26 protein-coding genes and 3 pseudogenes are annotated in these 25,856 nt (G+C 64.3%); 21 read left to right on the top strand and 8 right to left on the bottom strand.

What is annotated here, in order from left to right:
- The first annotated feature begins 92 nt into the window (after positions 1–92).
- The 3 genes from NO366_RS14255 to NO366_RS14245 all read left to right on the top strand — a co-directional run bounded on the left by NO366_RS14255 (position 93) and on the right by NO366_RS14245 (position 3,112).
- Positions 93–1,319, top strand: a complete 1,227-nt coding sequence (locus NO366_RS14255; protein ID WP_256531453.1) for an HD domain-containing protein — start codon at positions 93–95, stop codon at positions 1,317–1,319.
- Positions 1,320–1,429: 110 nt separating this feature from the next.
- Positions 1,430–2,467, top strand: coding sequence for an amidohydrolase family protein (locus NO366_RS14250; protein WP_256531452.1), 1,038 nt, complete (start codon positions 1,430–1,432; stop codon positions 2,465–2,467).
- Between the two features lie 159 nt (positions 2,468–2,626).
- The gene (locus NO366_RS14245) at positions 2,627–3,112 is read left to right on the top strand and encodes a universal stress protein (RefSeq protein WP_256531451.1); all 486 of its coding nucleotides are present in this window, start codon (positions 2,627–2,629) and stop codon (positions 3,110–3,112) included.
- Positions 3,113–3,160: 48 nt separating this feature from the next.
- On the opposite strand, the gene NO366_RS14240 is transcribed toward NO366_RS14245, so the two are convergent.
- Together NO366_RS14240 and NO366_RS14235 are read right to left on the bottom strand one after the other, a co-directional pair.
- Positions 3,161–4,114 carry a biotin--[acetyl-CoA-carboxylase] ligase gene (locus NO366_RS14240; protein ID WP_256531450.1) on the bottom strand — a complete coding sequence of 318 codons (954 nt, stop codon included), beginning with the start codon at positions 4,112–4,114 and terminating at the stop codon, positions 3,161–3,163.
- A gap of 121 nt (positions 4,115–4,235) precedes the next feature.
- Positions 4,236–5,216 (bottom strand): tyrosine--tRNA ligase, encoded by a 981-nt coding sequence (locus NO366_RS14235; protein WP_256531449.1) that lies wholly within the window; start codon positions 5,214–5,216, stop codon positions 4,236–4,238.
- A gap of 90 nt (positions 5,217–5,306) precedes the next feature.
- Here NO366_RS14235 and NO366_RS14230 point away from each other — a divergent pair, with 90 nt between their 5' ends.
- Positions 5,307–6,284 (top strand): deoxyhypusine synthase, encoded by a 978-nt coding sequence (locus NO366_RS14230; RefSeq protein ID WP_256531448.1) that lies wholly within the window; start codon positions 5,307–5,309, stop codon positions 6,282–6,284.
- Positions 6,285–6,401: 117 nt separating this feature from the next.
- On the opposite strand, the gene NO366_RS14225 is transcribed toward NO366_RS14230, so the two are convergent.
- The 3 genes from NO366_RS14225 to NO366_RS14215 all read right to left on the bottom strand — a co-directional run bounded on the left by NO366_RS14225 (position 6,402) and on the right by NO366_RS14215 (position 8,567).
- Positions 6,402–6,863, bottom strand: a complete 462-nt coding sequence (locus tag NO366_RS14225; protein WP_256531447.1) for a hypothetical protein — start codon at positions 6,861–6,863, stop codon at positions 6,402–6,404.
- Positions 6,864–7,023: 160 nt separating this feature from the next.
- Positions 7,024–7,260: a hypothetical protein gene (locus NO366_RS14220; protein WP_256531446.1), complete on the bottom strand. Its 237-nt coding sequence runs from the start codon at positions 7,258–7,260 to the stop codon at positions 7,024–7,026.
- Positions 7,261–7,706: 446 nt separating this feature from the next.
- On the bottom strand, positions 7,707–8,567 hold the full coding sequence (locus tag NO366_RS14215; protein ID WP_256531445.1) for an IS5 family transposase: 861 nt from the start codon (positions 8,565–8,567) through the stop codon (positions 7,707–7,709).
- 299 nt (positions 8,568–8,866) lie between these two features.
- Here NO366_RS14215 and NO366_RS14210 point away from each other — a divergent pair, with 299 nt between their 5' ends.
- The 6 genes and pseudogenes from NO366_RS14210 (at position 8,867) to NO366_RS14185 (ending at position 14,228) form a co-directional block, all read left to right on the top strand.
- A complete protein-coding gene (locus NO366_RS14210) occupies positions 8,867–9,925 on the top strand; it encodes an eCIS core domain-containing protein (RefSeq protein ID WP_256531444.1) in 1,059 nt (352 codons plus the stop codon).
- A 1-nt stretch (position 9,926) separates the two neighbouring features.
- A complete protein-coding gene (locus NO366_RS14205) occupies positions 9,927–10,964 on the top strand; it encodes a DUF7958 family protein (protein WP_256531443.1) in 1,038 nt (345 codons plus the stop codon).
- Positions 10,949–11,353: pseudogene (locus NO366_RS18675) on the top strand (eCIS core domain-containing protein); the annotation flags it as partial. The gene NO366_RS14205 and the pseudogene NO366_RS18675, both read left to right, overlap by 16 nt.
- A gap of 395 nt (positions 11,354–11,748) precedes the next feature.
- Complete coding sequence (locus tag NO366_RS14195) at positions 11,749–12,705, top strand: DUF7958 family protein (protein WP_484496874.1); 957 nt, start codon at positions 11,749–11,751, stop codon at positions 12,703–12,705.
- 58 nt (positions 12,706–12,763) lie between these two features.
- Positions 12,764–12,959, top strand: a pseudogene (locus NO366_RS14190) (eCIS core domain-containing protein); the annotation flags it as partial.
- Positions 12,960–13,673: 714 nt separating this feature from the next.
- Entirely contained in the window at positions 13,674–14,228 is a 555-nt protein-coding gene (locus NO366_RS14185) for a class I SAM-dependent methyltransferase (RefSeq protein ID WP_256531441.1), read from the top strand.
- Positions 14,229–14,323: 95 nt separating this feature from the next.
- Here NO366_RS14185 and NO366_RS14180 read toward each other — a convergent pair whose 3' ends face one another.
- Entirely contained in the window at positions 14,324–14,785 is a 462-nt protein-coding gene (locus tag NO366_RS14180) for a DUF7992 family protein (protein ID WP_256531440.1), read from the bottom strand.
- A gap of 133 nt (positions 14,786–14,918) precedes the next feature.
- Positions 14,919–15,365: an acyl-CoA thioesterase gene (locus NO366_RS14175; protein ID WP_256531439.1), complete on the bottom strand. Its 447-nt coding sequence runs from the start codon at positions 15,363–15,365 to the stop codon at positions 14,919–14,921.
- Positions 15,366–15,741: 376 nt separating this feature from the next.
- Between NO366_RS14175 and NO366_RS14170 the strand changes: the two genes are divergently transcribed.
- From NO366_RS14170 to NO366_RS14155, 4 genes are all read left to right on the top strand, one after another.
- Positions 15,742–17,508: a TraB/GumN family protein gene (locus NO366_RS14170; RefSeq protein ID WP_256531438.1), complete on the top strand. Its 1,767-nt coding sequence runs from the start codon at positions 15,742–15,744 to the stop codon at positions 17,506–17,508.
- A 25-nt stretch (positions 17,509–17,533) separates the two neighbouring features.
- Positions 17,534–18,169: a zinc metalloprotease gene (locus NO366_RS14165; protein ID WP_256531437.1), complete on the top strand. Its 636-nt coding sequence runs from the start codon at positions 17,534–17,536 to the stop codon at positions 18,167–18,169.
- A gap of 97 nt (positions 18,170–18,266) precedes the next feature.
- Positions 18,267–19,247 (top strand): phosphoribosylformylglycinamidine cyclo-ligase, encoded by a 981-nt coding sequence (gene purM, locus NO366_RS14160; protein WP_256531436.1) that lies wholly within the window; start codon positions 18,267–18,269, stop codon positions 19,245–19,247.
- A gap of 103 nt (positions 19,248–19,350) precedes the next feature.
- Positions 19,351–19,518, top strand: coding sequence for a hypothetical protein (locus NO366_RS14155; protein ID WP_256531435.1), 168 nt, complete (start codon positions 19,351–19,353; stop codon positions 19,516–19,518).
- A gap of 90 nt (positions 19,519–19,608) precedes the next feature.
- Here NO366_RS14155 and dpsA read toward each other — a convergent pair whose 3' ends face one another.
- On the bottom strand, positions 19,609–20,154 hold the full coding sequence (gene dpsA / locus NO366_RS14150) for a DNA starvation/stationary phase protection protein DpsA (RefSeq protein WP_256531434.1): 546 nt from the start codon (positions 20,152–20,154) through the stop codon (positions 19,609–19,611).
- Between the two features lie 150 nt (positions 20,155–20,304).
- Here dpsA and thiE point away from each other — a divergent pair, with 150 nt between their 5' ends.
- The 7 genes and pseudogenes from thiE to NO366_RS14115 all read left to right on the top strand — a co-directional run bounded on the left by thiE (position 20,305) and on the right by NO366_RS14115 (position 25,822).
- Entirely contained in the window at positions 20,305–20,940 is a 636-nt protein-coding gene (thiE, locus tag NO366_RS14145; RefSeq protein WP_256531433.1) for a thiamine phosphate synthase, read from the top strand.
- The gene (thiM, locus tag NO366_RS14140; RefSeq protein WP_256531432.1) at positions 20,933–21,766 is read left to right on the top strand and encodes a hydroxyethylthiazole kinase; all 834 of its coding nucleotides are present in this window, start codon (positions 20,933–20,935) and stop codon (positions 21,764–21,766) included. Before thiE ends, thiM begins: the two co-directional genes overlap by 8 nt.
- Before the next feature lie 15 nt (positions 21,767–21,781).
- Positions 21,782–22,054 (top strand): annotated as a pseudogene (locus tag NO366_RS14135) (DUF7988 family protein); the annotation flags it as partial.
- Between the two features lie 122 nt (positions 22,055–22,176).
- Entirely contained in the window at positions 22,177–22,659 is a 483-nt protein-coding gene (locus NO366_RS14130) for a YbaK/EbsC family protein (protein ID WP_256531430.1), read from the top strand.
- Positions 22,660–22,846: 187 nt separating this feature from the next.
- Complete coding sequence (locus NO366_RS14125; protein WP_256531429.1) at positions 22,847–23,932, top strand: metal ABC transporter substrate-binding protein; 1,086 nt, start codon at positions 22,847–22,849, stop codon at positions 23,930–23,932.
- Complete coding sequence (locus tag NO366_RS14120; protein ID WP_256531428.1) at positions 23,925–24,665, top strand: metal ABC transporter ATP-binding protein; 741 nt, start codon at positions 23,925–23,927, stop codon at positions 24,663–24,665. The genes NO366_RS14125 and NO366_RS14120 overlap by 8 nt, the downstream gene beginning before the upstream one ends.
- A gap of 2 nt (positions 24,666–24,667) precedes the next feature.
- Positions 24,668–25,822, top strand: coding sequence for a metal ABC transporter permease (locus tag NO366_RS14115; protein ID WP_256531427.1), 1,155 nt, complete (start codon positions 24,668–24,670; stop codon positions 25,820–25,822).
- Positions 25,823–25,856: the final 34 nt, after the last annotated feature.

Genomic DNA, 25,856 nt, shown 5'->3' with positions numbered 1-25,856 from the left:
CCGCTGTCGACGCCGATGGGAAACCCGGAGCCACCTCCCGCTGGCCCGCCAGGCCGGTGATTGTTTTATGCGTCGCCGACGATGGTCGGGTAATGAAGGTCATCAAGGACAGCGTCCACGATCACATCGCCGTGGACGGCGTCGCGCGGGCGCTGCTCGACACCCCGGCGCTGCAGCGGTTACGACGCATCTCCCAGCTCGGCACCGTCTCGCTCGTCTATCCCTCGGCCAACCACACGCGCTTCGAACACAGCCTCGGCGTCTACCACCTCGCCTGTGAGGCCCTGGATCAACTCGGCATCGAAGGCGTCCAGGCGGACCGAATCACGGCGGCGTCCATGCTCCACGACGTCGGACACGGCCCGTTCAGTCACAACGTCGAGGACCTCATCCAGCGCCACACCGGTCGCTACCACGACGACGTTCACGCACTCCTCTCCGACGGCGAGATCGGCACAGTCCTCCACGATCACGACCTCGATCCGGCCCGAATCGCCGATCTCGTCGCTGGTGACGGGGAGTTCGGCCAGCTCGTCTCGGGAGAACTCGACGTCGACCGGATGGACTACCTCGTCCGTGACGCCCACCACACCGGCGTTCCCTACGGGACGATCGATCACGGTCGCCTCGTCCGCGAACTTCGGTTCGTCGACGGCGAACTCGTCCTCGGAGCGGGAAACGTCCAGGCCGCCGAGAGTCTACTCGTCGCCCGGGCGCTGATGAATCCGACCGTCTATAGCCACAGTGTCGCCCGAATCAGCAAAGCGATGCTGCGGCGGGCGACCGAGACGCTGCTCGACGCGGATGCGGTGGACGCCGAAACGATCGCTCGAATGGACGATTACGAACTCGTCGTCGCCCTGCGTCAGTGTGCGGCGAGTCGACCGCTCGTTCGCAGACTCGACGACCGACGGCTGCACAAACGGGCCGTGTGGGCCGAAATCGACGACGTGCCCGGTGGAATCATCGAGGCGACGCACGAGACCGTCCGTCGATTCGAGCGCGAGATCGCCGATCGGGCCGACGTACCGGCCGATCACGTGATCGTCGACGTGCCGGAGCGTCCGTCGATGGCGGAATCGACGACGCGCGTCCTCGTCAACGGGGAGGTTCGCCGACTCGGCTACCAGTCCCCGCTCGTCGACGCGCTCCGTGCGGCCCAGTACGCCCAGTGGCGTCTCGGCGTCTACTCCCCCGCCGACGAACGCGATCGCGTCGGACGAGCCGCCCTCGACGTGCTCGGTCTCGACATCGACGGACCGCTGGTGAGCGACGTCCGCGACGGCCTCTACACGACCCTCGATCAGTTCACAGAGTGAGTCGGTCCCCGGTGAGCGACACGTCCACGGTCTCCGGTCAATCGTCACTCCAGTACTTCCCTCACACGCGTCTTCGAACGGTTCAAGGATCGACCCGCCGAACGACCGCCATGAACCTCTCCGGGAGGATCCTCCGCGGTCCCGAATTCGAGCCGATCGACGGACGCGTCGTGGTCGAGGACGGGCGGATCGCCGCCGTCGAAGAAACGTCTGACCCAGACGACCGGATCATCTCTCCGGCGTTCGTCAACGCGCACACGCACCTGGGAGACTCTATCGCGAAGGAGGCCGGGCGTGGCCTCTCCCTCGCTGAACTCGTCGCTCCGCCGGACGGTCTGAAACACCGGTTACTACGGAACGCACCGCGCGATGAGATGGTCGCGGCGATGCGAGATTCGCTCACGTTCGCGCTCCGGACGGGGACTGTCGCCTGCATCGACTTCCGGGAAGGCGGCGTCGACGGCGTCTCACGGCTCGACGAGGCGGCGACCGACCTGCCGATTGGGACGTACGCCTTCGGCCGTGAGTCGATAGACGTCCTGGAGACGGCGACGGGATTCGGTGCCAGCGGGGCGAACGACGACGACTTCGAGCACGAACGGACGGCTGCCCACGAGGCGGGGAAACTGTTCGGCATCCACGCGGGTGAGGCCGATTCGAGCGACCTCAACCCGGCGCTCGATCTCTCGCCCGACTTCCTCGTCCACGTCGTCCACCCAGAAGCCCGACACGTCGATCGGATCGCGGACGCGGAGATTCCAGTCGTGGTCTGTCCGCGTTCGAACCTCGTGACCGACGTCGGCCTTCCACCGGTGACCGAACTCGCGTCGAAGACCACCGTCGCACTCGGGACTGACAACGTCATGCTCAACTCGCCGTCGATGTTCCGTGAGATGGAGTTCGTCGCCAAACACGCCGATCTCGACGCCCCGGCCGTCCTCAGAATGGCGACGCGGAACGGGGCGGCGCTCGTCGGACGCGACGATGGACTGATCGAAGTGGGTAGACCGGCAAACCTGCTCGTTCTCGACGGGGAATCGCCGAACCTGGCCGGCGTCCGAGACCCAGTCAGAGCCGTCGTCCGGCGGGCCGGTGCGGGCGACGTCGAGTCGGTCCTGGTGAACGGCGATCCCGTATCGACGTCGTAACCCGGTGACGCCGTGAGGTCGTCGGACTCCGACGATCCCGTGACGCCGTTCCGACCCGGTGCCGTCTATCGCTCGTCGTCGGACTCACGCCGCATCCGTTTCGATCCGAAAGCACGATACGCCTAATACGGTGGGGACGATACGTCGTGACATACCAAGATGTACGATCGGCTCCTCGTTCCGACGGACGGGTCGCTCGCTGTCGAGCGAGCCGTCTCGCACGCGATCGACCTCGCCGGAGTGCACGACGCGGCGATCGACGCCCTCTACGTCGTCAACGCGACGAACTACGGCGCACTCCCGATGGAGACGGCCTGGGACGGTATCGGATCCGCGCTGGAGGAGGAAGGGGACGCCGCCGTCGCTCGCGTCGAAGAACTGGTCGCAGAACACGACGCCGACGTCCCCGTCAGGGGGTGCGTCGTCAGTGGCTCGCCGAGTCGGTGTATCGTAGAGCACGCCGAGTCGACCGAGTGCGACCTCATCGTCATGGGGACTCACGGGCGGGGCGGTATCGACCGGCTGCTGCTCGGTAGCGTCGCCGAGCGCGTCGTCAGACTCTCGCCGGTTCCCGTGACGACGGTCAGGGTCGGCGACGACGTCGCCGAGGACTCGTCCGCTGAATCGGTCGCGACGGCCGAGTGACGGTGCTCCAGACGGGTGGTTCTCGTCCGACTCCCGCCGTGAGAGGCGTTACTCGCCACCGGTGACGTCTGGACGGAGGTGCTCGCAGTCGCCTGCGGTGACGGTTACCCGGTCCGACGTGGTCTCGACGATCAGCGCGCCGGTCGCGGTCACGTCGACTGCGGTCCCCTCGATCGTACGGTCCGTCTGCTGGACGCGGACGCGCTGACCGATCGTATCGGCGAGCGATCGCCAGCGCTCAACCGTTCCCGACAGGTCGGAACGAGCCGTGTCGAACCGTTCGAGGAGTTGCTGGCAGAACACGCGTCGATCGACGGGTTCTGCCTCCGCGCTGATCGACGTCGCCCCGTCGGGCAACGACTTCGGGTCGACGGAGGCGTTGACGCCGATTCCCGTCACGAGCCAGGCGATGCGGTCGGCTTCACCCTCCATCTCGGTGAGGATACCGGCGAGCTTCCGATAGCCCCGCTCGGTGTCCGCCGGCACGATCACGTCGTTCGGCCACTTGATCCTGGCGTCGACACCGGCTTCTCTGACGACCTCCGCCGTCGCGACCGCGGCGGCGAGGGTGAAGAGCGGCGCTCGCGCCGGCGGTACGTCCGGTCTGGTGACGACGCTCGCCCAGATCCCGCCGGCGGGCGACTCCCACTCGCGGCCAAGTCGTCCGGTGCCGCCGGTCTGACGCTCGGCGACGACCACCACGTCCGTCGTGCCGCCGCCGGCCAGTTCACGGGCGCGTGCGTTCGTACTCGGGAGGTTGTCGTGAAACTCGACGGAGAACGGCGCGTCGAGCCCGTACTCGACGAGCGGACCGCTGTATCCGGACACCGTTTCGAGCGTGTACCCGTCGGCCGTGCCCGCAATCTCGAACCCGGCGTCGCGGAGCGCCTCGACGTGTTTCCAGACCGCCGCACGCGAGATATCGAGTCGGTCTGCGAGCTCCGGTCCCGTAACGGGTCCCGCCTCGATGTGTTCGATGACGTCCCGTCGTGTCTCGTTCATACACACTCTCGGAATTCGTATCGCATCAATCAGCCGGTGTTCGCTCGCTCGTATCCGGGCAGGGATATCGACCGTCCGTCGCTGCCGACGAGTGGATCGCTCGACGCGTCGACCGTTCCACTCAGGCGCGCAGTTCTTCGAGGAGCGTTCGTCCTGGTGCGATCAACTCGTCGAGGTAGCTCGCGAGTGTCCCCTTCGCGTCGGCCGGGTGGAGTTCGCCCGACTCGAGGTCGGTTGCCAGTGACTCGTAGTTCGCGTAGGCGAGGTCGCCGCCGTACTCGTCCGGTCGTTCGACGAGGATCTCTTCGAAGCGCGGGAAGACGTGGTACTCGAAGAGTTCGAGGACCGGGTTCTCGAGGTCGCCCTCGGGGTCGCGCGTCGGCGGGCAGAACGCCGAGTTGACCTTCTCCTCGAGTTCGTCGGCGGAATCCTCCATCGAGATGGTGACGCCCTCGGACGATGACATCTTCCCCTCGCCGGTGGTGAGATCCGCGACGATCGGCGTGTGAAGGACCGGTCTGGCCTCGTACCCTATGTCGGGCAGTTCCTCACGCATGAGCATGTGGACCTTGCGCTGGTCCATCCCGCCGACGGCCAGGTCGAGGTCGAGGTATTCGATGTCGAGCGCCTGCATCAGCGGGTAGACGACGTGGCTCACCTTCGCCGTCTCCCCGGACTGGATCTCGGCCATCGCGCGCTGGGCGCGGTTCAACGTCGTCGAGAGTTCGAGTTCGTGCAGGTCGAGCGCGTAGTCATCGTCGAGCTGGTACTCGGAGCCGTAGACGAACTCCGTACGCTCCTCGTCGAGGCCGTAGGCGAGAAACTGCGCGCGCATCTGCTCGGCCGTCTCGCGAATCTCCTCGAACGTGCCCTTTCCGTTCAGGTAGGCGTGAACGTCGGCGAGGAGCACGACGACCTCCATGCCCGCCTCCTGGCAGTCGATGAGCTTGTTCGCCGTCAGGAGGTGTCCCAGGTGGAGGACGCCCGAGGGCTCGTAGCCCACGTAGACCCGTTTCCCGTCGGGATCCTGCGCCAGTTCGCGAACCTCGTCCTCGGTCACCACCTCGTCGGCGTTCCGGGTGAGCAACTCGAAAGTGTCCATGCGTGGGGACAGTCGGTCGACCGATTTATGCGTTCGTTTCCGCGCCGGCGTTCCGAGCCATTGAAACCGTCTTGTCGGCTACGACTGGCCATGGAACCAGACGATTCCCGTGAACACGTCGTTCCCGGGACGGACGAGGAACTCGACGGGGCGGACGTCCGCGGCTACGACTTTCGCGACGGCGTCGACCTGGGCGCGATCCTCGACAGCTACGCGACGACCGGCTTTCAGGCGACACACCTCGCCGAGGCGATCGACATCGCCGAGCGGATGCAAGACGACGACGCGACGATCTACCTGACGCTCACCTCGAACGTGATCTCCTCCGGCCTCCGCGAGGTCGTCGCCGCGCTCGTCCGCGAGGGCCACGTCGACGTCATCATCACGACGTCGGGGTCGATCACCGAGGACGTTATCAAGACGGAAAAGCCGTTCAAGATGGGCGAGTGGAACGCGGACGAAGCCGCCCTGCGTGAACGCGGTATCAATCGCCTGGGCAACATCTTCGTTCCCTCCGACCGCTACGTCTGGCTCGAGGAGTACCTCTACGACTTCTTCGACGATTTCTTCGCCGAGGAAGCGATCCGTACGCCCTCGGCGTTCATCCGAGAACTCGGCGAGACGCTCGACGACGAGGACTCGGTCCTCTATCAGGCCGCGGCGAACGACGTTCCGGTCTACTGTCCGGCGCTCACCGACGCAGAAGTCGGGAACTTCCTCTACTACTACCGCCAGCGCCCCGACACGCCCGACGTCGGCATCGAGATCGTCGAGGACTACGACTCCCTGATCGGCGACAGTATGCTCCAGGACACGACGGGATTGATCGCCGTCGGCGCCGGCGTCCCGAAGCACCACGCGATCATGACCAACCTCTTCCGCGGCGGCGCCGAGTACGCCATCTACATCCAGACGGGGATGGAAGGAGACGGCTCGCTCTCGGGCGCCCCGCCGAACGAAGCCGTCTCCTGGGGCAAGATCAAGGCCACAGACGGGAGCAACTACACCGAGATCCAGGCCGAAGCGACGCTCGTCTTCCCGTTGCTGATCGCCGGCGCGTTCTTCTAACGGACCGGACGAAATGGACCAGACGAAACGGACCGGACGAAACGGATCGGACGAGGCGGTACAACCATCTCGGACGAGGAGCTTCTCAGTCGGCTCATACTACCAGAGAGACCACGTTCAGTACTGGATCGGCGAGTCGTCGCGGTCTCGATCGTCCTCGCGGTCGGGATCGTAATCGGGGTAGGTCACCGTCGCCCCGGTCAGTTCCTCGACGTACTCGGTCACCTCCTCCGGGCAGTGGGTCTTCCCCAGGGACTGGCCCTCCATCAGTACCTCACAACACTCCATCGTGTCGTGATTCTGCGCTTCACTCGGGCTGAATCGGTGGGAGGCCCGGAGGACGAACTCGGCCCGCTCGCCCCGCCCGGCGAAGATCCACATCCGGAAGTCGAGCGGGTCCGGGTCGCGCGCCACGAGGTAGACGTCGGGAACCGTGGCGGAGCTCTCCGAGTCGAACGTCCAGACGAGGAAGTCGCCGGTCGACGTGTCCGGCGGCCCCTCCGGCTCCCGCGGGGCTCGATCCGACGGCCCGATGTCGTTGGGATCACCGTACGAGTCCAGGTCGTCGACGAGGGTCATTACGGAAACCGTCGGCGCGAACCCGAATATACCTTGGGTGTTCGGCTCTGGAGCGGCCGAATCGGTAGCCGGGACGTCGACGTAGACGACCAGTGATGAAGACGAGCGCGAAGACACGTTCGAGGACGATACCGCCCGTCGGGCTGCAGTGGACGGCCGGCTATCCATCGTGAGCGCGACGCTTGAACCGTCTGGAGAAGTCAGAGAGGTTCATCGCAGCGGCGCAATCCTCACAGCAGTACCGGACGCCGTCGGCGTACGTCTCGGAGAGCGGGGCCGGCGACTCGACGGTGACGCGAAAGAGGAACTGCGGCGCGACGTCGCGATCACAGCGATAACACTCGCGCCCGCGCGGTTTGTACTCGGGTGCGTCGCTCGACGCGTCGGCGGCGGTCATCGACGATCACCGCGGGACGGTCGGGCGAACCAGTCGGTGACTCTCAGACTCACCGACGACCGACTCTGACCTCCGAAATCGAAAGTCAGCGGCGGACAGCGTTCCGACTCTCTAGACCGAGAGCGGGCGAGACCTTTTTGTCGTGATGGTGTGTACGCAATCATGGCTGACAAAATCCCTCCTCTGGGATTTGGAAGCCACGTCCCGGGTGTTCCAGCACCCGGGGCACTTTCGTACCCGTGCGGACGCAGCTTCCGTGCGGATGGTTGACGTGATGGGTAATATAGTTACCGATGGGTAGGTGGAATCAACCCTCGCTGGAGCGTAGACAATCGGTGATGAGTGGGTCGAATCCTACCCCGCCGATCGGTGGCGGGGACACCCGGCTCCCCCCATCCTCGAAACCTGTAGGAGAAGAATTATTGGCCTTGTTTAGACGGCTGAAATCAGCCAGTAGCAGCGTCAAGCGCTAGTTCGACGTTTCTGACGGCACATTTCAGGACGAGTTCGCGGAACTGGCCGAACCAGGTTCGAGCTCGCACGATCTCACCGTATTTTCGCCGGAGCGCGAAAAACGTCGCTTCGATATTCGATCGTTGATGGTACGTCGTATCGTCGAGCAAGACATTGTTTGCGATGCCGTGCCAACCGAATTCTCGGTACTTTATCACCGGTGTAACGCCCTCAGATCGCAATTTATGACGAAGTAGTTCCCAGTCGTAACCTTTGTCCGCGGTCAGTATCGTCAGTTTCTCTAGGTTCCGCGTGAGCAGTTGCCACGCGATCTGAGAGTCGTGAGGTTGTTTCATCGAGCAATGAATGTCGAGAATCACCCCAGTTTCGCAGTCGATCAACGCCGTCGTTTTCACCGCTCTAAAGGTGTAATTCGTCCGTTTGGCGTAGTGCTGACTCGCCGCGATGCGATCCATTCCGGTTGCGTCGATCGCCTGAATGTCGCCGGTGTCGTGCAACTGCGCCGACAGGCGGAGAAAGTCGCGCCAGATCGGCATTTTCAGCGGCTGCATGCGCGCACAGACGGTGGTAAAATCGGGCAACTCAGCCGGTTCTAAATCGAGAATTCGACCGATTCGAGGCATTTCTGCAAGGACGTCGAGCAGCCGTCGATACGGCAAATCGAGGTAGGTTTTGAGACCGTGAATTGTCACGATTACCCAGTCGGCATAGCCGCCCTCACCCGGTTGAAACGCCGGTCTTGGCGCTCCAGCGACGGCTTTTTGTGAGAGCGACACAACCTGCTTCGTGAAGCGGGCAATCTTCGTAGGCACAACCGAAGCTACCCGCTTCATTTCCTAGTACATTCGACAAGTAGCAGCGTTTGCTAGGACCCTAGAACTTACTAGTGAAGCGCGCTCCGTGCTGGTGACGAGCATCTAAACAAGGCCGAATTATTGTACATTGGAATAAAATTAGGGACAATGAGTAGCTGGCCCTGCTGCGGATCCCGATGCCGACGGTCCCCGGAGGCGAGTCGTCGATGAGCAGGCGCAAACGACGCCGCTCACGCCGGTCGTCGACGTCGGACGAACGCGAGTCGACCGACTCGTCCCGATCGCGTCGGCGTGCCCGATCCGAGTCCGCCGACCCGATGGCACCCGGCCCTCTCGGGGTGCCCGTGCTGGGGTCGACGGAGGCGACGCTCGACGAATCAGTCTCGCTCGGCCCGGCGGCGAGCGAGCGTGCGTCCGAACTCATCGCCGAGTTCCAGAATCGACCCGACGAGATCCCCATCGACAACAACCGGCAGAACCTGGCGTCGCTGCAGCGGAACAAAGACGCCCACGATGCGACGGGACCCGCGGGCGACGCCGGTGTCCCCGAGAGCGTGCGCGAGGTCATCTCCTCGTCGGGTCAGTCGCTCGACGCGTCGATCCAGCGTGCGGTGGAGGATCGCATGGGCGACTCGTTCGGGGATGTGCGGATTCACACCGGGCCGCAAGCGGCGAACGCCTGTGAGGAGATCAACGCCCGCGCGTTCACGGTGGGCAACCACATCGCGTTCAATTCTGGGGAGTACGATCCGGAGAGTCCGGAAGGCCAGCACCTGCTTGCGCACGAACTCGCGCACGTGAGGCAGCAAACTGGTGGGGCCCTCTCGATGATGCCGCAGGCGAACGTCGAGCTCGAGATCGATCCCGATCCGCAGCTCGAACGCGAGGCGGAAGCGACCGCCCAGCGCGTGATGCAAGGCGGCGAATTAGGGATTCAACGGCTGGCGGATACGGCGGTCCACGTCCAGCGGGCGGACAAGACCCGCAGGGAGGTTCTGCGCGGCGAGGTGTCGTCGACCGAGATTGCCGCGGGGATCGAGGAAGCCTCCATCTTGAGCGTCGACCCCGACCGGTTCCGCGACGCGTACAAGCTCGCGGAGTATGCGACGACACTCGGTGTCACCCAGGTGCCGGTACAACTGCTAAATTCGGAATACGGTCTCAGTCATACGGAGGCGTTAGCAGTGACGTTCGCGGTCGGCGGATCCATCCACGTCGGGAAAGATCGACTGCACCGCGAAGACATCTATCTGATACTAGAAATCGCACGATTGCTGGGGGCCGAGGAGAGGGTCGCTGCGACGTTAGAAAGAATGGGATTCGATATAGATATGGAACAAGACCGCCCGGAACGTGTCAAAAGCAGACAGGAGTAGTATGGACGGGAAGATCACAGGAGAGGACGAAGGTGGTGTCGGAATTAGTGTCGTCGATCACAACGAGGAGGAACATCTGATCTCTGTTGATTTCGATGGAGAAATAACGTATCATGAGCAGGATGCGTATCCAAATCAGGCGAACGAGCAAACCCCAAACGATGCCGTAAATCTCAGACAGGCCCAGTGGTACGCGCAGTACTACGTCCAGCGAGAGCGGGGCTATCCAACACTGGGGCCGTGTCTGACCCCGGAGTGGCTCCCCTACACGCTGGGTGCGGTGTTCGGGCTGTCGTTCGACGACTTCGAGGATCGGTTCGGGCCGTACGCCCAGCAGTACCACAGCGCGCTCCGGCCGGACGTCGATCCGATCGTCGAGATGCCCGACGAAACCGCTCCGACCGGGCTCACCGTGTACCGTGCGGACGTGTTCCTCGGGCTCGACTTCGAGGCGTACCTCGACGACCCCGATGGCGTCTCTCCGATAGATGCGGTGGCGGGGATCACGGACGCGTACGACCTGTACGAGACGCTGGGTGCGGAGCTGTCCGACCGACTTCCCGCAGACGCCGACGGGATCGAGGAGGTGTCGGCGCTCGACCTGCAGTACCAGCGACGGGCGAGCGACGGCAGCGTCGAGGAACCCGTCGTCGGCGAGCGCAGCCACACCAGCGAGGGTCCGCCCGACGCACAACTGCAGATGACGCCGCCACAGACTACCATCGAGACGGACCTTACGACGGAGATCATCCAGGGACTGGTGTGTCACCACCTGCAGTGTCAGGTCCGGGACGCCTACCTCCGGCTCGGACTCGAACCGCCGGAACCGTTCCGGGTGCTGGGCCAGGGGCTGGCCGAGCAGACGATGCACTACCAGCACGCCGACGTCTACCCGGACTACCACCTGACCGACGCCGATATCGATGGGTATCGCCAACCGGGTGTCGATACTGCCGCGCTCGCGGGTGGGGAGGGTGCGGCCATCCCTGGTCGCTCGTCGCTTACGACTCGGCTCAAACGGGCATTGTTCGGAGGCTAGGCGTGTCCGGACCCGTCTGCCGTGTAAACGAGGACATCAACGCGCGGGCGTTTACGGTCGGCAACCACATCGCGTTCAATTCTGGGGAGCACGATCCGGAGAGTCCGGAGGGACAACACCTCCTCGCCCACGAGTTAGCGCACGTGAGGCAACAGGCGGGCGGCGCGAACGGAGTGAGGGCCGCCGGGGGAGCGAGCGGGAGGAACGCAGTGACGACACGCGAGCCGGGCGGTGCCCTCTCGATGATGCCGCAGGCGAACGTCGAGCTGGAGATCGACCCCGATCCGCAACTGGAGCGCGAGGCCGAGGCAACCGCCCGGCGCGTGATGGAGGGCGGCGAACTCGGGATTCAACGGATGGCCAAGACGGAGGTGCACGTCCAGCGCGTCCCCGGTGGAGCACCCCACCCCGGTGCAGGTGGACCAATCACGGAGGAGGTTCGCGATCTCGAAGCCGAGGACGACAAGATAACCCTCCGAACGCTTCTGAAGGGCGCGATCAAAGCAGGCCTGTCGACGGGGATCGTCGCAACGGTCGTCCAGAGCCTCGCGCTCGAAACGGGAATGACCGATCCCGAGACCGCGATGGTGACCGGAACCGCAAGCGTCGCGGCCGCCACGGGCCTGACCGCGAAGACGATCGCCTACAAAAAGCTCGATCCGCAAGTCTGGCGCCGGGTCTTCGCAGCTGCGGGACGCGAGGATCTCCTCGTCACGATCCTCCAGACGATCGGCTACGAAACCGACTGGGCGGACGAGACCGGTGAGACCCGCTTCGATTAACCATGGAGGGACACATTATTGACGAAGATGATCGGGGCATAGGGGTGCGCGTGACTGACAACAATCAGGCAAAACACACTGTCGCAGTCGGATGCGATGGTTCAGTTCAAGGTCACTCCCAAGACGGCTACCCGGACGACCCCTCGAAGCGAACGGTCGAGGAGAACGTTTACGTGGCCCAGGCGCGCCGCTTCGCTCGCTATCACGTCTTCCACGAGCGAGGCCACCCGACGGTCGAACCGTGGGCGCTCCCCGAGAGTGCCGTGATCACCGCCGTCGCGGTCGCGTCGCTCTCGGCCCGCGAATTCGCGGTGGCCTTCGGCGACTACTACCACCAGTACCGCAGCACCGTCACGGACGAGGTCCGACCGGTGATCGACCACCCGGACGCCGACGGACTGCTCGCCTACCGGCAGCACGTCGTGCTCGACGTCGACCTCCCGACGGTGCTGGCCGAGACGGAGACGTCGGCGCTCGCGGAAGCGCTCCCCGTCAAGTCGACGACCTCGCCGACGGCTATCGCCCACGCCATCGGCGACCACTTCGACGAGGTGACCGACGTCAGCGTGGACGCGGACACACTCTCGATCGACGAGACGTCCGGCCTCGGCGTCGTCTACCAGACCGTGGACGACGTCGTCGAGGAGGGCCCCGCCGACGACGTCAGTGGGCCGCCCGACGCCCGCCTCGAACTGGCGACGATCGACCCGCCGTGGGAGGACTACCTTCCAGTCGAGGGGTTCCAGGTACTCCTCGTTCACCACCTGCTCTGTCAGGCCCGGGATCGCTTCCTCGAGATGGGTGTCGAGCCACCCGAGAGCCTCCGCCTGCTCGGCCTGGGGACCTTCCAGCAGACGATCCGTAACGAACACCGCCCGCCGTACGAACCCGTTCACTACTCCGACGCCGATATCGATGGCTACGCGTTCCCCGACCTCGGCCTCGAAGTGCAGCTGTGAGCAGAACCTGCATGATCCGGAACCCACTGGTGGCTCGCACGTGATCGGAAACTGGACAGGCGACTCCTTCGGTGACGTGCAGATCCACACGGGTCACACGGCCGCCAACGCGTGCGAGGAGATCAACGCCCGCGCGTTCACGGTCGGCAACCACATCGCGTTCAATTCTGGGGAGTACGACCCCGGAGCGTCCGGAGGGCCAGCACCTGCTCGCTCACGAGTTAGCACACGTTCGGCAACAGGCGGGCGGCGCGAACGGAGTGAGGGCCGCCGACTGAGTGAGCGGGAGGAACGCAGTGACGACACGCGAGCCGGGCGGTCGGCATGCCGACCGCCGACTGAGTGAGCGGGAGCGAAGCGACACGCGAGCTGGGCGGCGCGATCTTGATGCTAACCCAGGAAAACCTAGACCCACAGAAGACACAGGTTGTCACGACTCGTCTGCTTACAATTTTTCCTCCGACAGAACGATAATCTAGTAGTATCGAGATGAAGCAAGATGAGTGACCGTGCCACCGAATACGGACAGACGACGTCGGACGATTCGACGGACGTCGAGTCGGAAGACGACGGAGTGATTCGTTCGCTTCGCACGATAGGAACGTACCTCGGAATGGCGGCGACCGCGACACTTTTTGTCGCGGGGTTTTTCTGGGATCCGATTTTCACGCTCGCTGTATCGATCTCGTACCAGACGTGGGTCGACGTGTTTCCGTACGTAGTTCTGTCGACGGCAGTCCTCTTTGTATTGCTGCTCGTGCTATTCCTCAGATCTGATTCCGACTGAGTTGTCGAGCGAGGCTATCGTGACGTCCAGGGACCCGGAGCGGCATTCGAGTCGCACGGAGAAACAGAGCAAGACCTTTGCGGCCCTGTCACGGACCGTGAACGTGAGTACGATGCCTGACAACCAGACGAGGCGACACGATCGACCGCGCTCCCAGATACTCGGAGAGGTGTGATCCGCGATGGGCTTTCACACCTTCCCCGTCGACCGCGCCGACGGACTCCGCGACCCAGGTCGGTATCGGTACTGTTCTCGCGAGGAACTCCTCTCGGAACTCCCGCTCGGGTCGGACTCGACCGTCGCCGACCTCGGTTCGGGAACGGGGTTCTACACCGACGACGTCGCCCCGTTCGTCGGGACGCTCTACGCCGTCGACGTGCAAGCGGCGATGCACGAGAAGTACCGCGACCAGGGCGTGCCGGAGAACGTCGAACTCGTGACCGCTGGCGTGGACTCGCTCCCCTTCGCCGACGACGACCTCGACGGCGCCTTCTCGACGATGACCCACCACGAGTACGCGAGCGAGGACGCGTTCGCGGAACTCGCCCGCGTCATCCGTCCCGACGGTCGGCTCGTCACCGTCGACTGGAGTGCCGACGGACGCGGCGAGAGCGGGCCACCGACGGACGAACGGTTCTCCGCGGCCGATGCCGGGGAGCAGTTGCGCGACGCCGGCTTCACGATCGCCGACTCGCGGGAACGTCCCGAGACGTTCCTCCTCGTGGCGCGTCGGTAAGTCGTCCCGAGACGTTTCTCATTGTCGCGCGTCGGGACGTTCTCCTCGTGGCGCGCCGGTGCGTCGGGGGTCACGACCAAACACATATTTCGGACCTAGAAGTCCGGTAGATCCTCGGGCGGTTCGTACTCGGCCTCCCAGTCGATGTACTCGTCTTTCAGGTGTTCGCAAACCAGCTGACCGAGCTCGGTGAGGCCGGCGTTGATCGACGAGACCGTCCCCCAGGAGTCGAGCTCCGGATGGTACTCACGCTCCTGCCAGTCCTCCGGAATACCGGGCGCGTGGTAGCCGACACGGTCGGCGAAGTCGTCCCAGAAGAAATCGAACGCGGCGAAGAGGTCGAGGTCGGTCGCGATGGCGAATTCGCGTTCGGTTACGTCTGCGTCCGCACGCCACCGGTCGAAGGCCTCCTCCCAGGCTCCATCCTCGAGGAACCCCTGGAGTTCCTCCCGCCGATAGTCGACGTCGGGTCCGTCGGCGACGGTGGCGTCCTCGTACTCGTTCGGATCGACGAACTCGAGTTCCGGCGGTGCCGGCGGGTCCACGTCGAGGGGCATACCCGTCCGTTGGCCCGGTCTCCCGATAAGCGTTCGCCACGGGCGCCCCGAATCTGTCGACGGGGTGGATCCGCGGTTTGGCGTCCGAGATGTCCTCCGATCGCGGTTCGAAGTGCCACGTCGATCCCGGACGTCACTCGTGACTGGCCTCGCCGTCGAGGGCCGTCTCGCGCAGTCGGTCGCCCTTCGCCGACGTAACGGTCAGTTCCGGGACCGCGGTCGGACGCTCGTCTTCGTCGATCGCGACGTAGACGAAGTACGACTCGGTGGTTCGTTCGCTCTCGCCGGTCCGGAGGTCCTCTCGTTCGACGGTCACGCGCGTCTTGACGCTCGTGGAACCGGCGTCGTAGACGTACGCGGTGACGAGCGCCGAATCGCCGAGCCGGATCGGGAGATCGAAGTTCATCCGATCGACCCTGGCCGTCACGCACGTCTCGCCGGAGAAGCGCATCGCGGCCATCGCGCCCACCTCGTCCATCCACTTCATGACGTTCCCGCCGTGGGTCTTGCCCAGCATGTTCGTGTGATTCGGCTGGACGAGGGTTCGATTCTCGATGTACGTCTCCATCAGATCGGTCATACCGGTCCTCTGGCGGCGAGTAAAATGAATGGTGATGTATCAGATTCCTGCGTGCGTGAAAGTGACTCGGTTGGAATATACATCGGTAGGTTGGAACATCCGGCCCACTCGATTGGCGGGAAGAACAGTTTAGGACCGGCGTCCACTCGCGTACATAGTTGACGGTTCCTCGGTGACCGAGTACCTATTCGACGTACCGGTAGACGGTTCGTCAGCGACGGTGTACCCGATCGACGTATCGGTAGACGAGGCCTGATCGGACGTCTCACTGTACGCAGTACGCGACGTGAACTCGAGCACGGGTCGCTTCGGATCGGCTGGGTCTGACGCGCCCCTTCGATACCCCTAAACGTCGTCGGCGTGTTCATCTGGAATAATGACCGACGGACGCGAGGGCCGAGTACCGAGCCCTCCTGACCCACCCGACCGTGATCGCGGGGAGATCACGGTCGTGGGGACGGCCCACGTCTCGCAGTCGAGCGCGGACGAAGTGTCGGAGACGGTCGACGAGATGCAACCCGACGTCGTCGCCGTCGAATTGGACGAGGGACGCTACCGGCAGATGCAAGGCGGGACGCCCGAAGACATCGAGGCCACGGATCTGCTCTCCGGAAACACCGTTTTTCAGTTTCTGGCCTACTGGATGCTCTCGTACGTTCAATCACAGCTCGGAGACCGATTCGACGTCGAACCGGGAGCCGATATGAAGGCGGCCATCGACGCCGCCGAGCGAAACGGACTCGGCGTCGCCCTGGTCGACCGGGACATCCAGGTGACGATGCAACGCTTCTGGGCCAGACTCTCCGTCGGGGAGAAGGCGAAACTCGTCGGCGGCCTCGCCTTCGGCGTGACGAAACCCACGACGGTCGGCCTCACGCTCGGCGCCGGATTCGGCGCATTCGTCGGTCTGGTCGTCGCGATCGGACTCGCCCCGTGGTTCGGTCTGGTCGATCTCTTCACGCTCGGGCTCACGAGCCCGGTTATATTGCAATCCGTCGGCGCGATCGCGATCGGACTGGGCGCCGGGGTACTCGTAGGCCTCGTGTTCGTCCCGTCGATGGACAGCCTCGGGGACACCGGGTTGCTGTCGGGATTCTCGCTCAGGCTGCTCGTCGGCGTCGTCCTGGGTCTCGCCGTGATGATCGGCATCGTTACGACCGAGACGTACGTGGGCCCGCTGACGGCGACGTCCGTCGAAAACGCTGGCGGCCTCACTATTCGATCGCTCGTCGGTGTCCTCGCTGGCGCCGGCGTCGGTGGCACGCTCGGGATCGTCCTCGGCGGCCTGCTCACCCCCGCGAACGAGGCCGCGGACGATATCGACGATTTCGACATCGAACAGCTCACCGACGGTGACGTCGTCACGGCGATGATGGAGGAGTTCAGGCGGTTCAGCCCTGGCGGTGCGGAAGCGCTGATCGACGAACGCGACGCGTTCATCGCGACCCGATTGCACGCGTTACGCGAACAGGGCTACACCGTGGTCGCCGTCGTCGGTGCCGGACACCGCGCGGGGATCGAACACTACCTCGACCATCCCGACGACCTTCCGCCGATCGAATCGATCTCCGGGACGTCGTCCGGCAAGGGCTTCTCGATCGCGAAGATCGTCGGGTACCTGATGATGGTGGGATTCGTCGCGTTCTTCGGATTGCTCCTGATGGCCGGCGTAGACAACCTCCTCCTGCTCCAACTGTTCCTGGCGTGGGTGGCCATCAACGGAATCTTCGCGTTCTCACTGGCCAGGCTCGCGGGGGCACGTCTCTCCAGTGCGGCCGTCGGCGGCGGCGTCGCCTGGCTGACGAGCATCAATCCGCTGCTCGCACCGGGCTGGTTCGCCGGCTACATGGAACTGCGCCACCGCCCGGTCAACGTCGCCGACATCCGGGTGCTCAACGAACTGCTCGACGACACGGAGCGACCGCTCGGCGAACTATTCGACGAGATGCTGGACGTCGCACTGTTTCGTCTGATCGTTATCGTTGCACTCACGAACGTGGGGAGCATGATCGCGTCCGGACTGTTCATCCTCGTGGTGCTCCCCTGGTTCACGACGGACATCGGCGGCGCCGGCGAGCTCCTCGCGGAACTGCTGTCGGGAGCCAGAGCCAGCCTCGAGACGATCGTGGAGGTGGTGACGTGAGCACCGTGAGCGTGAGGGCCGTCCCGTGAGCTACCAGACACGGTCGTCGCTGTCGTTCAGCTCCCGGGAACTGATCGATCTCGCGATCGCCTGGGTCACGTTGAGTGTCGCGTTCGCGATCTTGCTCTCGGGCGGGAGCGCCATCGGAGGGATCGACCCGGCGGCACTGGTCCGAATGACGCTCCTCAGCCTCGTCACGGTCGGCGTGGGGTTTCTGAGCCACGAACTCGCACACAAGGTCGTCGCGATCAGGTTCGGACAGGTCGCCGAGTTCAAAGCGGACTACGGCATGCTCTTCGTCGCCCTGATGAGCGCGCTCGTGGGCTTTCTCTTCGCCGCGCCGGGGGCCGTCCACCATCGCGGCCGCATCACGCTCCGCGAGAATGGACTGATCGCACTGGCGGGTCCGCTGACGAACCAGGCACTCGCCGCCGTGTTTTTCGCCCTGTACATGGCGCCGGCGACGCTTGGCGGTCCCCCGCTCGTGGGCGAGATCGGTCGACTCGGGGTCTGGATCAACCTGTTCCTCGCCGCGTTCAACATGCTCCCGTGGGGGCCGTTAGACGGCACGACGGTCAAGCGCTGGAACACGAGCGTGTTCGTCCTCGTCTTCGTTCCCAGCCTGCTCGCGGCCCTCTACGTGATGTTCGTCGGCGTGTGACGAGACGGTTCGCGAACGGCGTCAGTGTCGCACTCCATCCGCCTCACCGTCGCGTCGGACCGGTGGTCTTTTGCCGTCACCTGTCACTCGATTCAGTATGAGCGACCACGACGAGACGGGACTCACTTACGCGGAAACGGGGGTGGACATCGAGGCGAGCGAGGACGCCACGGCGGCGCTGCTGTCGGCGTTCGGGAGCGACCTCACGACGGAGTACGCGGGCCTCCTCGACATCGGCGATCGATACCTCGCACTCGCCACCGACGGCGTCGGGACCAAACTCATGGTCGCCGAGGCGATCGAGGAGTTCTCCACTATCGGCATCGACTGCATCGCGATGAACGTGAACGATCTCGTCGCGGCGGGTGTCGAACCGGTCGCGTTCGTCGATTACCTGGCGATCGACGAACCGGACGACGACCTCACGAACGAGATCGGAGAGGGACTCGCCGTCGGACTGGAGCGAGCCGACCTCACGCTGCTCGGCGGCGAGACGGCTGTCATGCCGGAGGTCGTGACCGGCTTCGACCTGGCGGGGACGTGCGCCGGTCTCGCGGAGAAGACCGACGTACTCGACGGCGAATCCGACGTCGGCGACGCACTCGTCGGGTTCCCCTCGAACGGGATCCACTCGAACGGTCTCACGCTCGCCCGCGAAGCCGTCACCCGCGAGCACGAGTACACCGACCCGTTCCCGCCGATCCCCGAACGCACGATCGGCGAGGAACTCCTCCGGCCGACCCGCATCTACACCGATCTCCTCCCGTACGTTCGCGAGTACGACGTCTCCGCCGCCGCGCACGTGACGGGTGGCGGCTGGACGAACCTCCTTCGAATGGGTGATCGGCGGTACGTCGTCGACGATCCGCTCCCGGCCCAGCCCGTCTTCGAGTTCGTCCAGGAGGAAGGCACCGTGAGCGACGCGGAGATGCACCGCACGTTCAACATGGGTACCGGATTCGTCCTCTCGGTGCCTGACGAGCAGGCCACAGACCTCGCAGCCGAGACCGACGGACAGGTGATCGGACGCGTCGAGGAGGGTGACTCCGTCGAGATTCGTGGCCTTTCGCTGTCCTGAGACTGGGTAATCGGTTTTGTGCCCCTTCTGTACGGTCTGTCGGGGATTTCCGATCCACGCGAACGCAACGCTTATGGGTTTAGGCTCGCCTAAGACTATCCGAATGGACGCCACCGATTCACGCGAGGAACTGAGTGACGCTACCGAGTCGTCGCCGGGCGAGACGATCGTTTGCTGTCACGAAACCAGACCCGGACGGCACGTGTTCACCGAACGTGGGAACACGGATGGCTGGATCTCCGCCGATATCGTCGTTCCAGTTCACCAGTAGTCACGGCGAATCCGGCTGGAAGGCTGGTCTACGGAATTTTCCGAAGTCGAAACGGAAAGTCGGCTCCTGGTTCCCGACCGCCCTTCGATCTCAGTGGGTCGCCGCTTCGACAACGAGCGTCGCGTCTTCGAGGAAGTGCTCGAAGTGATGGCCGTCTTCCTCTACGTGCACCAGGACGTCGCGGAGTATCTCTCCGGTTGCGTAGTCGCCGAGGTTCTCGGCGAGTTCGATCGAATCGCGCATGGATTCGATGATGTCGCCGTACATCTCCAGATCGTGTTCGAACATCGTCCGCAGGTCGTAGACGTCCTCACCCTCGAAGGAGACGGTGGCCCGCTCGGCCTGCGCGTCGGGCCCGGAGACGGGGACGCCGCCCAACGCCTGGGCGCGCTCGGCGATGACGTCGGCCCCTTCCTCGACATGTTCGTACGCCTCTTCGAGAAATTCGTGTAGCTGAAGGAACTCGGCGCCTTCGACGACCCAGTGGTGCTTTTTGAGCTGGTGGTAGAGAACGTACGCGTTCGCCAGTTCCGTGTTCAGCGCGTCGACCACCTGTTCCGCCTTGTCCGTCTCCAGTCGGAGCCTGTTCTCCTCGATCGAATCGGCCGGTTGGCGGACGGATTTCTGGGTGCTCATCGCACCGGAACGTACACACGTCAGCCCCTTAAGCCATTCACAGGCGCACTCACCGTCTCGCGTGACGTCGTGCGCCGGTCAGTCCGGGTACCGGTCGAGGACGGGCCAGAAGGCGAAGTCACTTTGTGTCCCTACGCAACAGGAACGGGTGTGACTCCATCGAACTGGCGGACGTACCTGGTGACCCAGGAATCACTCTCTGAGGGGCGCTCGACTCCCGATATCGTCTCATCGGCGATCGAGGGCGGTATCGACGCGGTCCAGCTTCGCGAGAAGAATCTCCCCGCCCGTGAGCGGTACGAACTCGCGCTGGAACTGCGCGACGTGACGGCCGCGGCCGACGTGGCGTTCATCGTCAACGATCGGATCGATCTCGCGATGGCGGCAGACGCAGACGGCGTCCACCTCGGCCAGTCGGACGTTCCGGTGTCCGTGGCGAGGGACCTCCTCGGACCGGACGCCATCGTCGGGTGTTCGGCCTGGCGACCCGAAGCGGCGAAACGGGCGGAGCGAGAGGGTGCGGATTACCTCGGCACCGGGGCCGTCTACGGAACGTCCTCGAAGGACGTCGACGCCGAGAAGGACGGCATCGGTCCCGACGGGATCGAATCGGTCGTCGACGCCGTGTCGATCCCGGTGTTCGGCATCGGCGGAATCACGGCGAACAATGCGGCTCCCGTCGTCGACGCCGGCGCAACCGGCGTGGCCGTTATCAGCGCGATCACCGCGGCGGACGACCCGACCGCCGCGACCCACACCCTGGGGGAGGTGGTGGCGGATGCCTGAGTCGTCACCGATCGACACCGGTGATCTCTCGGACGCGCTGACCGCGCTCGAGGCCGGATCGCCGCTCGTCCAGCACCTCACCAACCGGGTCACGATGAACGACGTCGCGCAGGTCACGCTCCACTGGGGTGGTCTCCCTGTGATGTCCGACACACCTGGCGACGCCGAGGAGATGGTCCACGGTGCGAGCGCCGTCCTCTTGAACATCGGGACCGCCTCGCCGCAGGAGGTCGAGACGATGGCGGCCGTTGGAGCGGCGGCGAACGAACTCGACGTGCCGGTCGTCTTCGATCCGGTCGGCGTCGGCGCGACGCCGACCCGCGACGAGTACGCCGAGCAGTTGCTCTCTACCGTAGACTTCACGGCGATCAAGGGTAACTACGGCGAGGTGAGCGCCCTCGCCGGCGTCGAAGCGGACGTCGCCGGCGTGGAGTCGGTCGGCGAGTACGAGGAGATCGCAGACACCGCCCGGGCACTCGCGGACTCGACCGGCGCGACCGTCGTCGCCTCGGGTGTGACCGACGTCCTGGCGACGACCGACGAGGTCTTCGAGATCGCTGCCGGCCACGAACGCATGGGACAGATCGTCGGCACCGGCTGCGTCCTGGGAGCGACGATCGCAACGTTCGCCGGTGTCGTCGACGACGCGGCGGAGGCCGCGCTCGCGGGCACGATCGCATTCGGGCTGGCCGGCGAGCAGGCGACATCGACAGACCACGACGGTCCCGAGAGCTATCGCGTCGCCTTCCTGGATACGATAGCCTCGATGGAGCCTGACGCTGTCGCCGAATTCGACCTCGACGGCCGGATCGAGCGGGCCACGTAAGCCGAGCCGTTTCGATCCGAACTGGTCACTCGCGGCGCGATGGACGACTTACGCACGGTGCTCACCGACCTGGTCGACGCCCTCGGCCACGAACTGTCGGCGCCCGTTGTCCCTGCGCCACCGTACGTCGTCGTCACGAGTACGGGCGTGGTCCTGCGGGCGACGCTTCCCGCCGGCCGACTCGTGATCGCACTCGAACCCTTCACCATCGAACGCGACGCATCGGCCACCGACGCACCGACCTACCGGCGTCGGACCGACCTCGCGACCGAGGTGTGCGTGCGGTGACGGGTAGCCGTTGTGTACGAGCAACCGGGTCGCGTGCGGTGTGTCAGTCGACGCTCGCCAGGTTCGTCTCGACCGAGCGAGCGCCGATAGCGTTACGGTAATCGCTTTCGATGACCCACGAGATGCACGAACGGGCAGCGGACTTTCGCGAGCGCGCACTGAACCGGTACGACATCGATCCCGACGTCGTCGAGTTTCCTGACGGGACGAAGACGGCCGCCGACGCGGCCGACGCGATCGGGTGTTCGGTGGCGCAGATCGCCAGTTCGCTCGTGTTCGAGGTGGACGAATCACTCGTCGTCTGCGTGACGAGCGGCGCGAATCGCGTCGACGAAGGGGCCCTCGGGGACCACTTCGACGTCCGGGAGAGCGCGGTCGAGATGGCGGACCCGGATCACGTCCGCGAGACCATCGGCTGGGCGATCGGGGGCGTTCCTCCTCTCTGTCACGAGACGACCGTTCCAGTCGTCCTCGATCGAACGTTGCTGGAGTTCGACGAGGTTTGGGCTGCCGCGGGAACGCCGTCGGCCGTCTTTCCGATAGATCCCGCGCGGCTCCGATCGCTTTCGGATGCCACTCCGATCGAGGTCGCCGCTCCATCGTGACGAGGCGGGCGCTCGCACTCTCGACTCGAATCGGACTCGAATTGGTGGTGGGTTTTCACCGCTCCCTCCGACACCCTCCGGTCGCCCAATCGGCTGTTTAACAAAAAAGGGCCCGTCCATAGCAAGGATTATTAAATCTGCGCTAAAGGATAATAACACTTTTTACAGTCCTTGTCGAGGGTGATGTATGGACCGTTCACGACGATCGTTCCTCTCGATCGGTGCCGGAGTGGGAGCAACTGCCGTCGCGGGTTGTCTCTCCGATTCCGACTTACAGGGTTCGGAAGGAGGATACGCGGCGTTTTTCACCCTCCAGGACTGGGCGAATACTGTCGGTGGCGACCACATCACGTTCGAAACGCCGATCGACGTCGGTGACATGGGACACGGCTGGAGTCCGAGTTCGGACCTCATTACGGAACTCGGAACCGCACGGGCGTTCATCTACATCGATTCGCCGGCATTCTCGTGGGCGCAGGATGCGGCCGACGTGATCGAACGTGACTACGACGACGTGACCCTCGTAGACGCGTTCGACGATCTCGATCTTCTAGAAACGGATCACGAGATCACTCACGATGACGAACACGATCACAACGAGGGAGACGATCACCACCAAGACGGGGACGAACACGATCACGACGAGGGAGACGATCACCACCAAGACGGGGACGAACACGATCACGACGAAGGAGACGATCATCACCAGGACGAGGACGAACACGATCACGGCCAGTACGACCCCCACGCCTGGATAGATCCGGTCAGGGCCACGGAGATGGTCGAAACGATCGCCGACGGACTCGCGCGTATCGAACCCGACCACGAGGAGACGTTCCGGGAGAATGCCGCGGCATACACCGACCAATTGGACGACCTAGACCGGCAGTTCCGGACGCTGGTCTCGGATTTCGACGGGCCGATCGGCGTCCTCGCAAGTCACGATTCGTTCCGGTATCTGCAGGACCGGTACGGGTTCGTCTTGCACACGCCGACGGAAATCTCCCCCGACCAGTCACCAAGTCAGTCGGAGATCGCGGAGACGATCGAGTTCGTCGATTCGAACGGGATCGAGACGGTTCTGTACGATCGATTCGAATCGGACAGACTGGCCCGGACGATCGTCGAGAACAGCGATGCGACGTCGAGAGTAGCTGTCTCGCCGGCCGCTGGGACGACCGAAACCTGGGTCGAGAAGGACTGGGGCTACGTCGACCAGATGGCGGAAATAAACGTCCCTGCCCTCGATGTGGCACTGGTGAGCCGTGACTGACGTCGTGCGCCTGGAGAACGTGACCCTCTCCTACGGCGAGCAACCTGCCGTTGCGGACGTGACGCTTACTGTCGGCGACGGCGAGTTCCTCGGTTTGATCGGCCCGAACGGCTCCGGAAAGACGACGCTGTTACACGTGATGCTCGGACTGCTCGAACCGGATTCGGGTGTTGTCGAACTGTTCGGCGAGTCCGTCTCGTCGTTCGATCAGGGGGAGCGAATTGGCTACGTGTCCCAGAGGGCGACCGGTCGGGCGGAGACGATGCCCGTCACCGTCCGTGAAGTTGTCCGGATGGGGCGGTTCGCACGCGCTGGCCACTCACGCCTCTCTGAAGAAGACCGAGCCGCGGTCGACGCCGCACTCGCAACCGTCGACATCGACAACCTAGCTGCACGCCAGATCGGTACGCTCTCGGGTGGACAAACGCAGCGGGCCTATATCGCTCGCGCACTCGCCTCCGAGGCAGATCTGCTCGCGCTGGACGAACCGACGGTTGGCGTCGACGCGGAGTCACGCGACGCGTTCTACCAGCTCCTGGAATCACTGAACGAGCGCGGCATCACGATCGTCCTGATCGAACACGACATCGGCGTCGTCACGGATCGAGCCGACCACATCGCCTGTCTCAACACACAGCTGTATCACTACGGAGACACCGAATCGTTCGTCGAGAGCGACGCCCTCGCCGACGCCTACGGTGCGTCGGGGCGAGTAGTCAGGCACCACCACTGACCATGAGTGAATCCACGCAATCTGAAACAGACGCCGAGTCAATAGACGATCCGTCAGAATCGAGACGGGCTCGCGGTGACTCGACGATCGGTCCGACCGCTCACGCGGAGGGACGGAAGCCACCGACGCGACGAGAACAGACAGCAGGTGAGTCCACCACCGGTATCGGTCTCATCCAGCGAATCGGACTCGCTGTCACGGTCGCTTTCGCGCTCGTCCTGACCGGGTTCGTCGTCTCCCACTGGCTCCGAGCCTATCCGCTACTGGGGGATGTGGCCGCACAGTACGTCTACGCTGGCCAGCACGTGGACCGCCTGCTCGGGACGAACGTCTTTCGACACCCGGTCATGTGGCAGTCGGTCGCCACGGCGGTCCTGATCGGGATCGTCGCCCCGCTCGTGGGCGTCTTTCTCGTCCATCGGGAGATGGCGCTCATCGGTGAAACCCTCGCGCACACCGCGTTCGCCGGCGTTGCGGTCGGGCTCTTGCTCGGTGCGACGACCGACTGGCAGGCGTCGTTGCTCCTCTCTGCCCTAGTCGTCGGAATCGGTGGGGCGCTGGCGGTGCAGTGGTTGGCCGAGCAAACCGATGCGTACGGCGACGTACCGATCGCTATCATGCTCACCGGGAGCTTCGCCGTCGGAACGCTCGTCATCAGCTACGGACGCGGACTGACGGCCGTGAACGTCGAGGAGTATCTCTTCGGTAACCTCGCCTTCGTGACCGGCGATGGTGCCCGTCTGATGGTCGTGCTGACGATCTTCGTGGTCATCGGTATCGCGTCGGCGTACAAGCAGCTTCAGTTCATCACGTTCGACGAACAGGCCGCTCGCGTGGCCAGGCTGAACGTCCGCGGGTACAACGCCTTGCTCGTCGTGATGACCGCGGTCGTCGTCGTTGGTGCGATGCAGGTCCTCGGGGTGATCCTCGTGGCAGGGATGCTCGTCATCCCGGTCGCCGCCGCGACGCAACTCGCAGAGAGCTTTCGGGAAACGGTCTCCCTGTCGATCCTGTTCGGTCAGGCGGCTGTCATCGGCGGGTACGCCCTCGCGATCTCACAGTCGCTGCCGCCCGGCGGCTCGATCATCGTCGTCGGTATCGCCTGCTACCTGATCGCCGTCCTCCGCGGAACGACGGCGTCACCGACGGGCCGGTGAGAGTCACGGTAGCGGAATGCCGTCGGGTCTGCGT

This window comes from Halovivax cerinus (genome assembly GCF_024498195.1).
GTDB lineage: Archaea > Halobacteriota > Halobacteria > Halobacteriales > Natrialbaceae > Halovivax > Halovivax cerinus.
This window is presented reverse-complemented; position numbering and strand designations above follow the sequence as displayed.

Excerpts from the sequence above, each read along its gene's own strand:
- NO366_RS14175 (WP_256531439.1), bottom strand. The coding sequence starts at position 15,365 with ATGACCGATCTGATGGAGACGTACATCGAGAATCGAACCCTCGTCCAG.
- NO366_RS14125 (WP_256531429.1), top strand. The coding sequence starts at position 22,847 with ATGGACCGTTCACGACGATCGTTCCTCTCGATCGGTGCCGGAGTGGGA.
- NO366_RS14195 (WP_484496874.1), top strand. The coding sequence starts at position 11,749 with ATGGAGGGACACATTATTGACGAAGATGATCGGGGCATAGGGGTGCGC.
- thiM (WP_256531432.1), top strand. The coding sequence starts at position 20,933 with ATGCCTGAGTCGTCACCGATCGACACCGGTGATCTCTCGGACGCGCTG.
- NO366_RS14155 (WP_256531435.1), top strand. The coding sequence starts at position 19,351 with ATGGACGCCACCGATTCACGCGAGGAACTGAGTGACGCTACCGAGTCG.
- NO366_RS14170 (WP_256531438.1), top strand. The coding sequence starts at position 15,742 with ATGACCGACGGACGCGAGGGCCGAGTACCGAGCCCTCCTGACCCACCC.
- NO366_RS14180 (WP_256531440.1), bottom strand. The coding sequence starts at position 14,785 with ATGCCCCTCGACGTGGACCCGCCGGCACCGCCGGAACTCGAGTTCGTC.
- NO366_RS14205 (WP_256531443.1), top strand. The coding sequence starts at position 9,927 with ATGGACGGGAAGATCACAGGAGAGGACGAAGGTGGTGTCGGAATTAGT.
- NO366_RS14245 (WP_256531451.1), top strand. The coding sequence starts at position 2,627 with ATGTACGATCGGCTCCTCGTTCCGACGGACGGGTCGCTCGCTGTCGAG.
- NO366_RS14250 (WP_256531452.1), top strand. The coding sequence starts at position 1,430 with ATGAACCTCTCCGGGAGGATCCTCCGCGGTCCCGAATTCGAGCCGATC.
- NO366_RS14240 (WP_256531450.1), bottom strand. The coding sequence starts at position 4,114 with ATGAACGAGACACGACGGGACGTCATCGAACACATCGAGGCGGGACCC.
- NO366_RS14210 (WP_256531444.1), top strand. The coding sequence starts at position 8,867 with ATGGCACCCGGCCCTCTCGGGGTGCCCGTGCTGGGGTCGACGGAGGCG.
- purM (WP_256531436.1), top strand. The coding sequence starts at position 18,267 with ATGAGCGACCACGACGAGACGGGACTCACTTACGCGGAAACGGGGGTG.
- NO366_RS14220 (WP_256531446.1), bottom strand. The coding sequence starts at position 7,260 with ATGACCGCCGCCGACGCGTCGAGCGACGCACCCGAGTACAAACCGCGC.
- NO366_RS14215 (WP_256531445.1), bottom strand. The coding sequence starts at position 8,567 with ATGAAGCGGGTAGCTTCGGTTGTGCCTACGAAGATTGCCCGCTTCACG.
- dpsA (WP_256531434.1), bottom strand. The coding sequence starts at position 20,154 with ATGAGCACCCAGAAATCCGTCCGCCAACCGGCCGATTCGATCGAGGAG.
- NO366_RS14235 (WP_256531449.1), bottom strand. The coding sequence starts at position 5,216 with ATGGACACTTTCGAGTTGCTCACCCGGAACGCCGACGAGGTGGTGACC.
- NO366_RS14255 (WP_256531453.1), top strand. The coding sequence starts at position 93 with ATGAAGGTCATCAAGGACAGCGTCCACGATCACATCGCCGTGGACGGC.
- NO366_RS14230 (WP_256531448.1), top strand. The coding sequence starts at position 5,307 with ATGGAACCAGACGATTCCCGTGAACACGTCGTTCCCGGGACGGACGAG.
- NO366_RS14115 (WP_256531427.1), top strand. The coding sequence starts at position 24,668 with ATGAGTGAATCCACGCAATCTGAAACAGACGCCGAGTCAATAGACGAT.
- NO366_RS14225 (WP_256531447.1), bottom strand. The coding sequence starts at position 6,863 with ATGACCCTCGTCGACGACCTGGACTCGTACGGTGATCCCAACGACATC.
- NO366_RS14130 (WP_256531430.1), top strand. The coding sequence starts at position 22,177 with ATGCACGAACGGGCAGCGGACTTTCGCGAGCGCGCACTGAACCGGTAC.
- NO366_RS14185 (WP_256531441.1), top strand. The coding sequence starts at position 13,674 with ATGGGCTTTCACACCTTCCCCGTCGACCGCGCCGACGGACTCCGCGAC.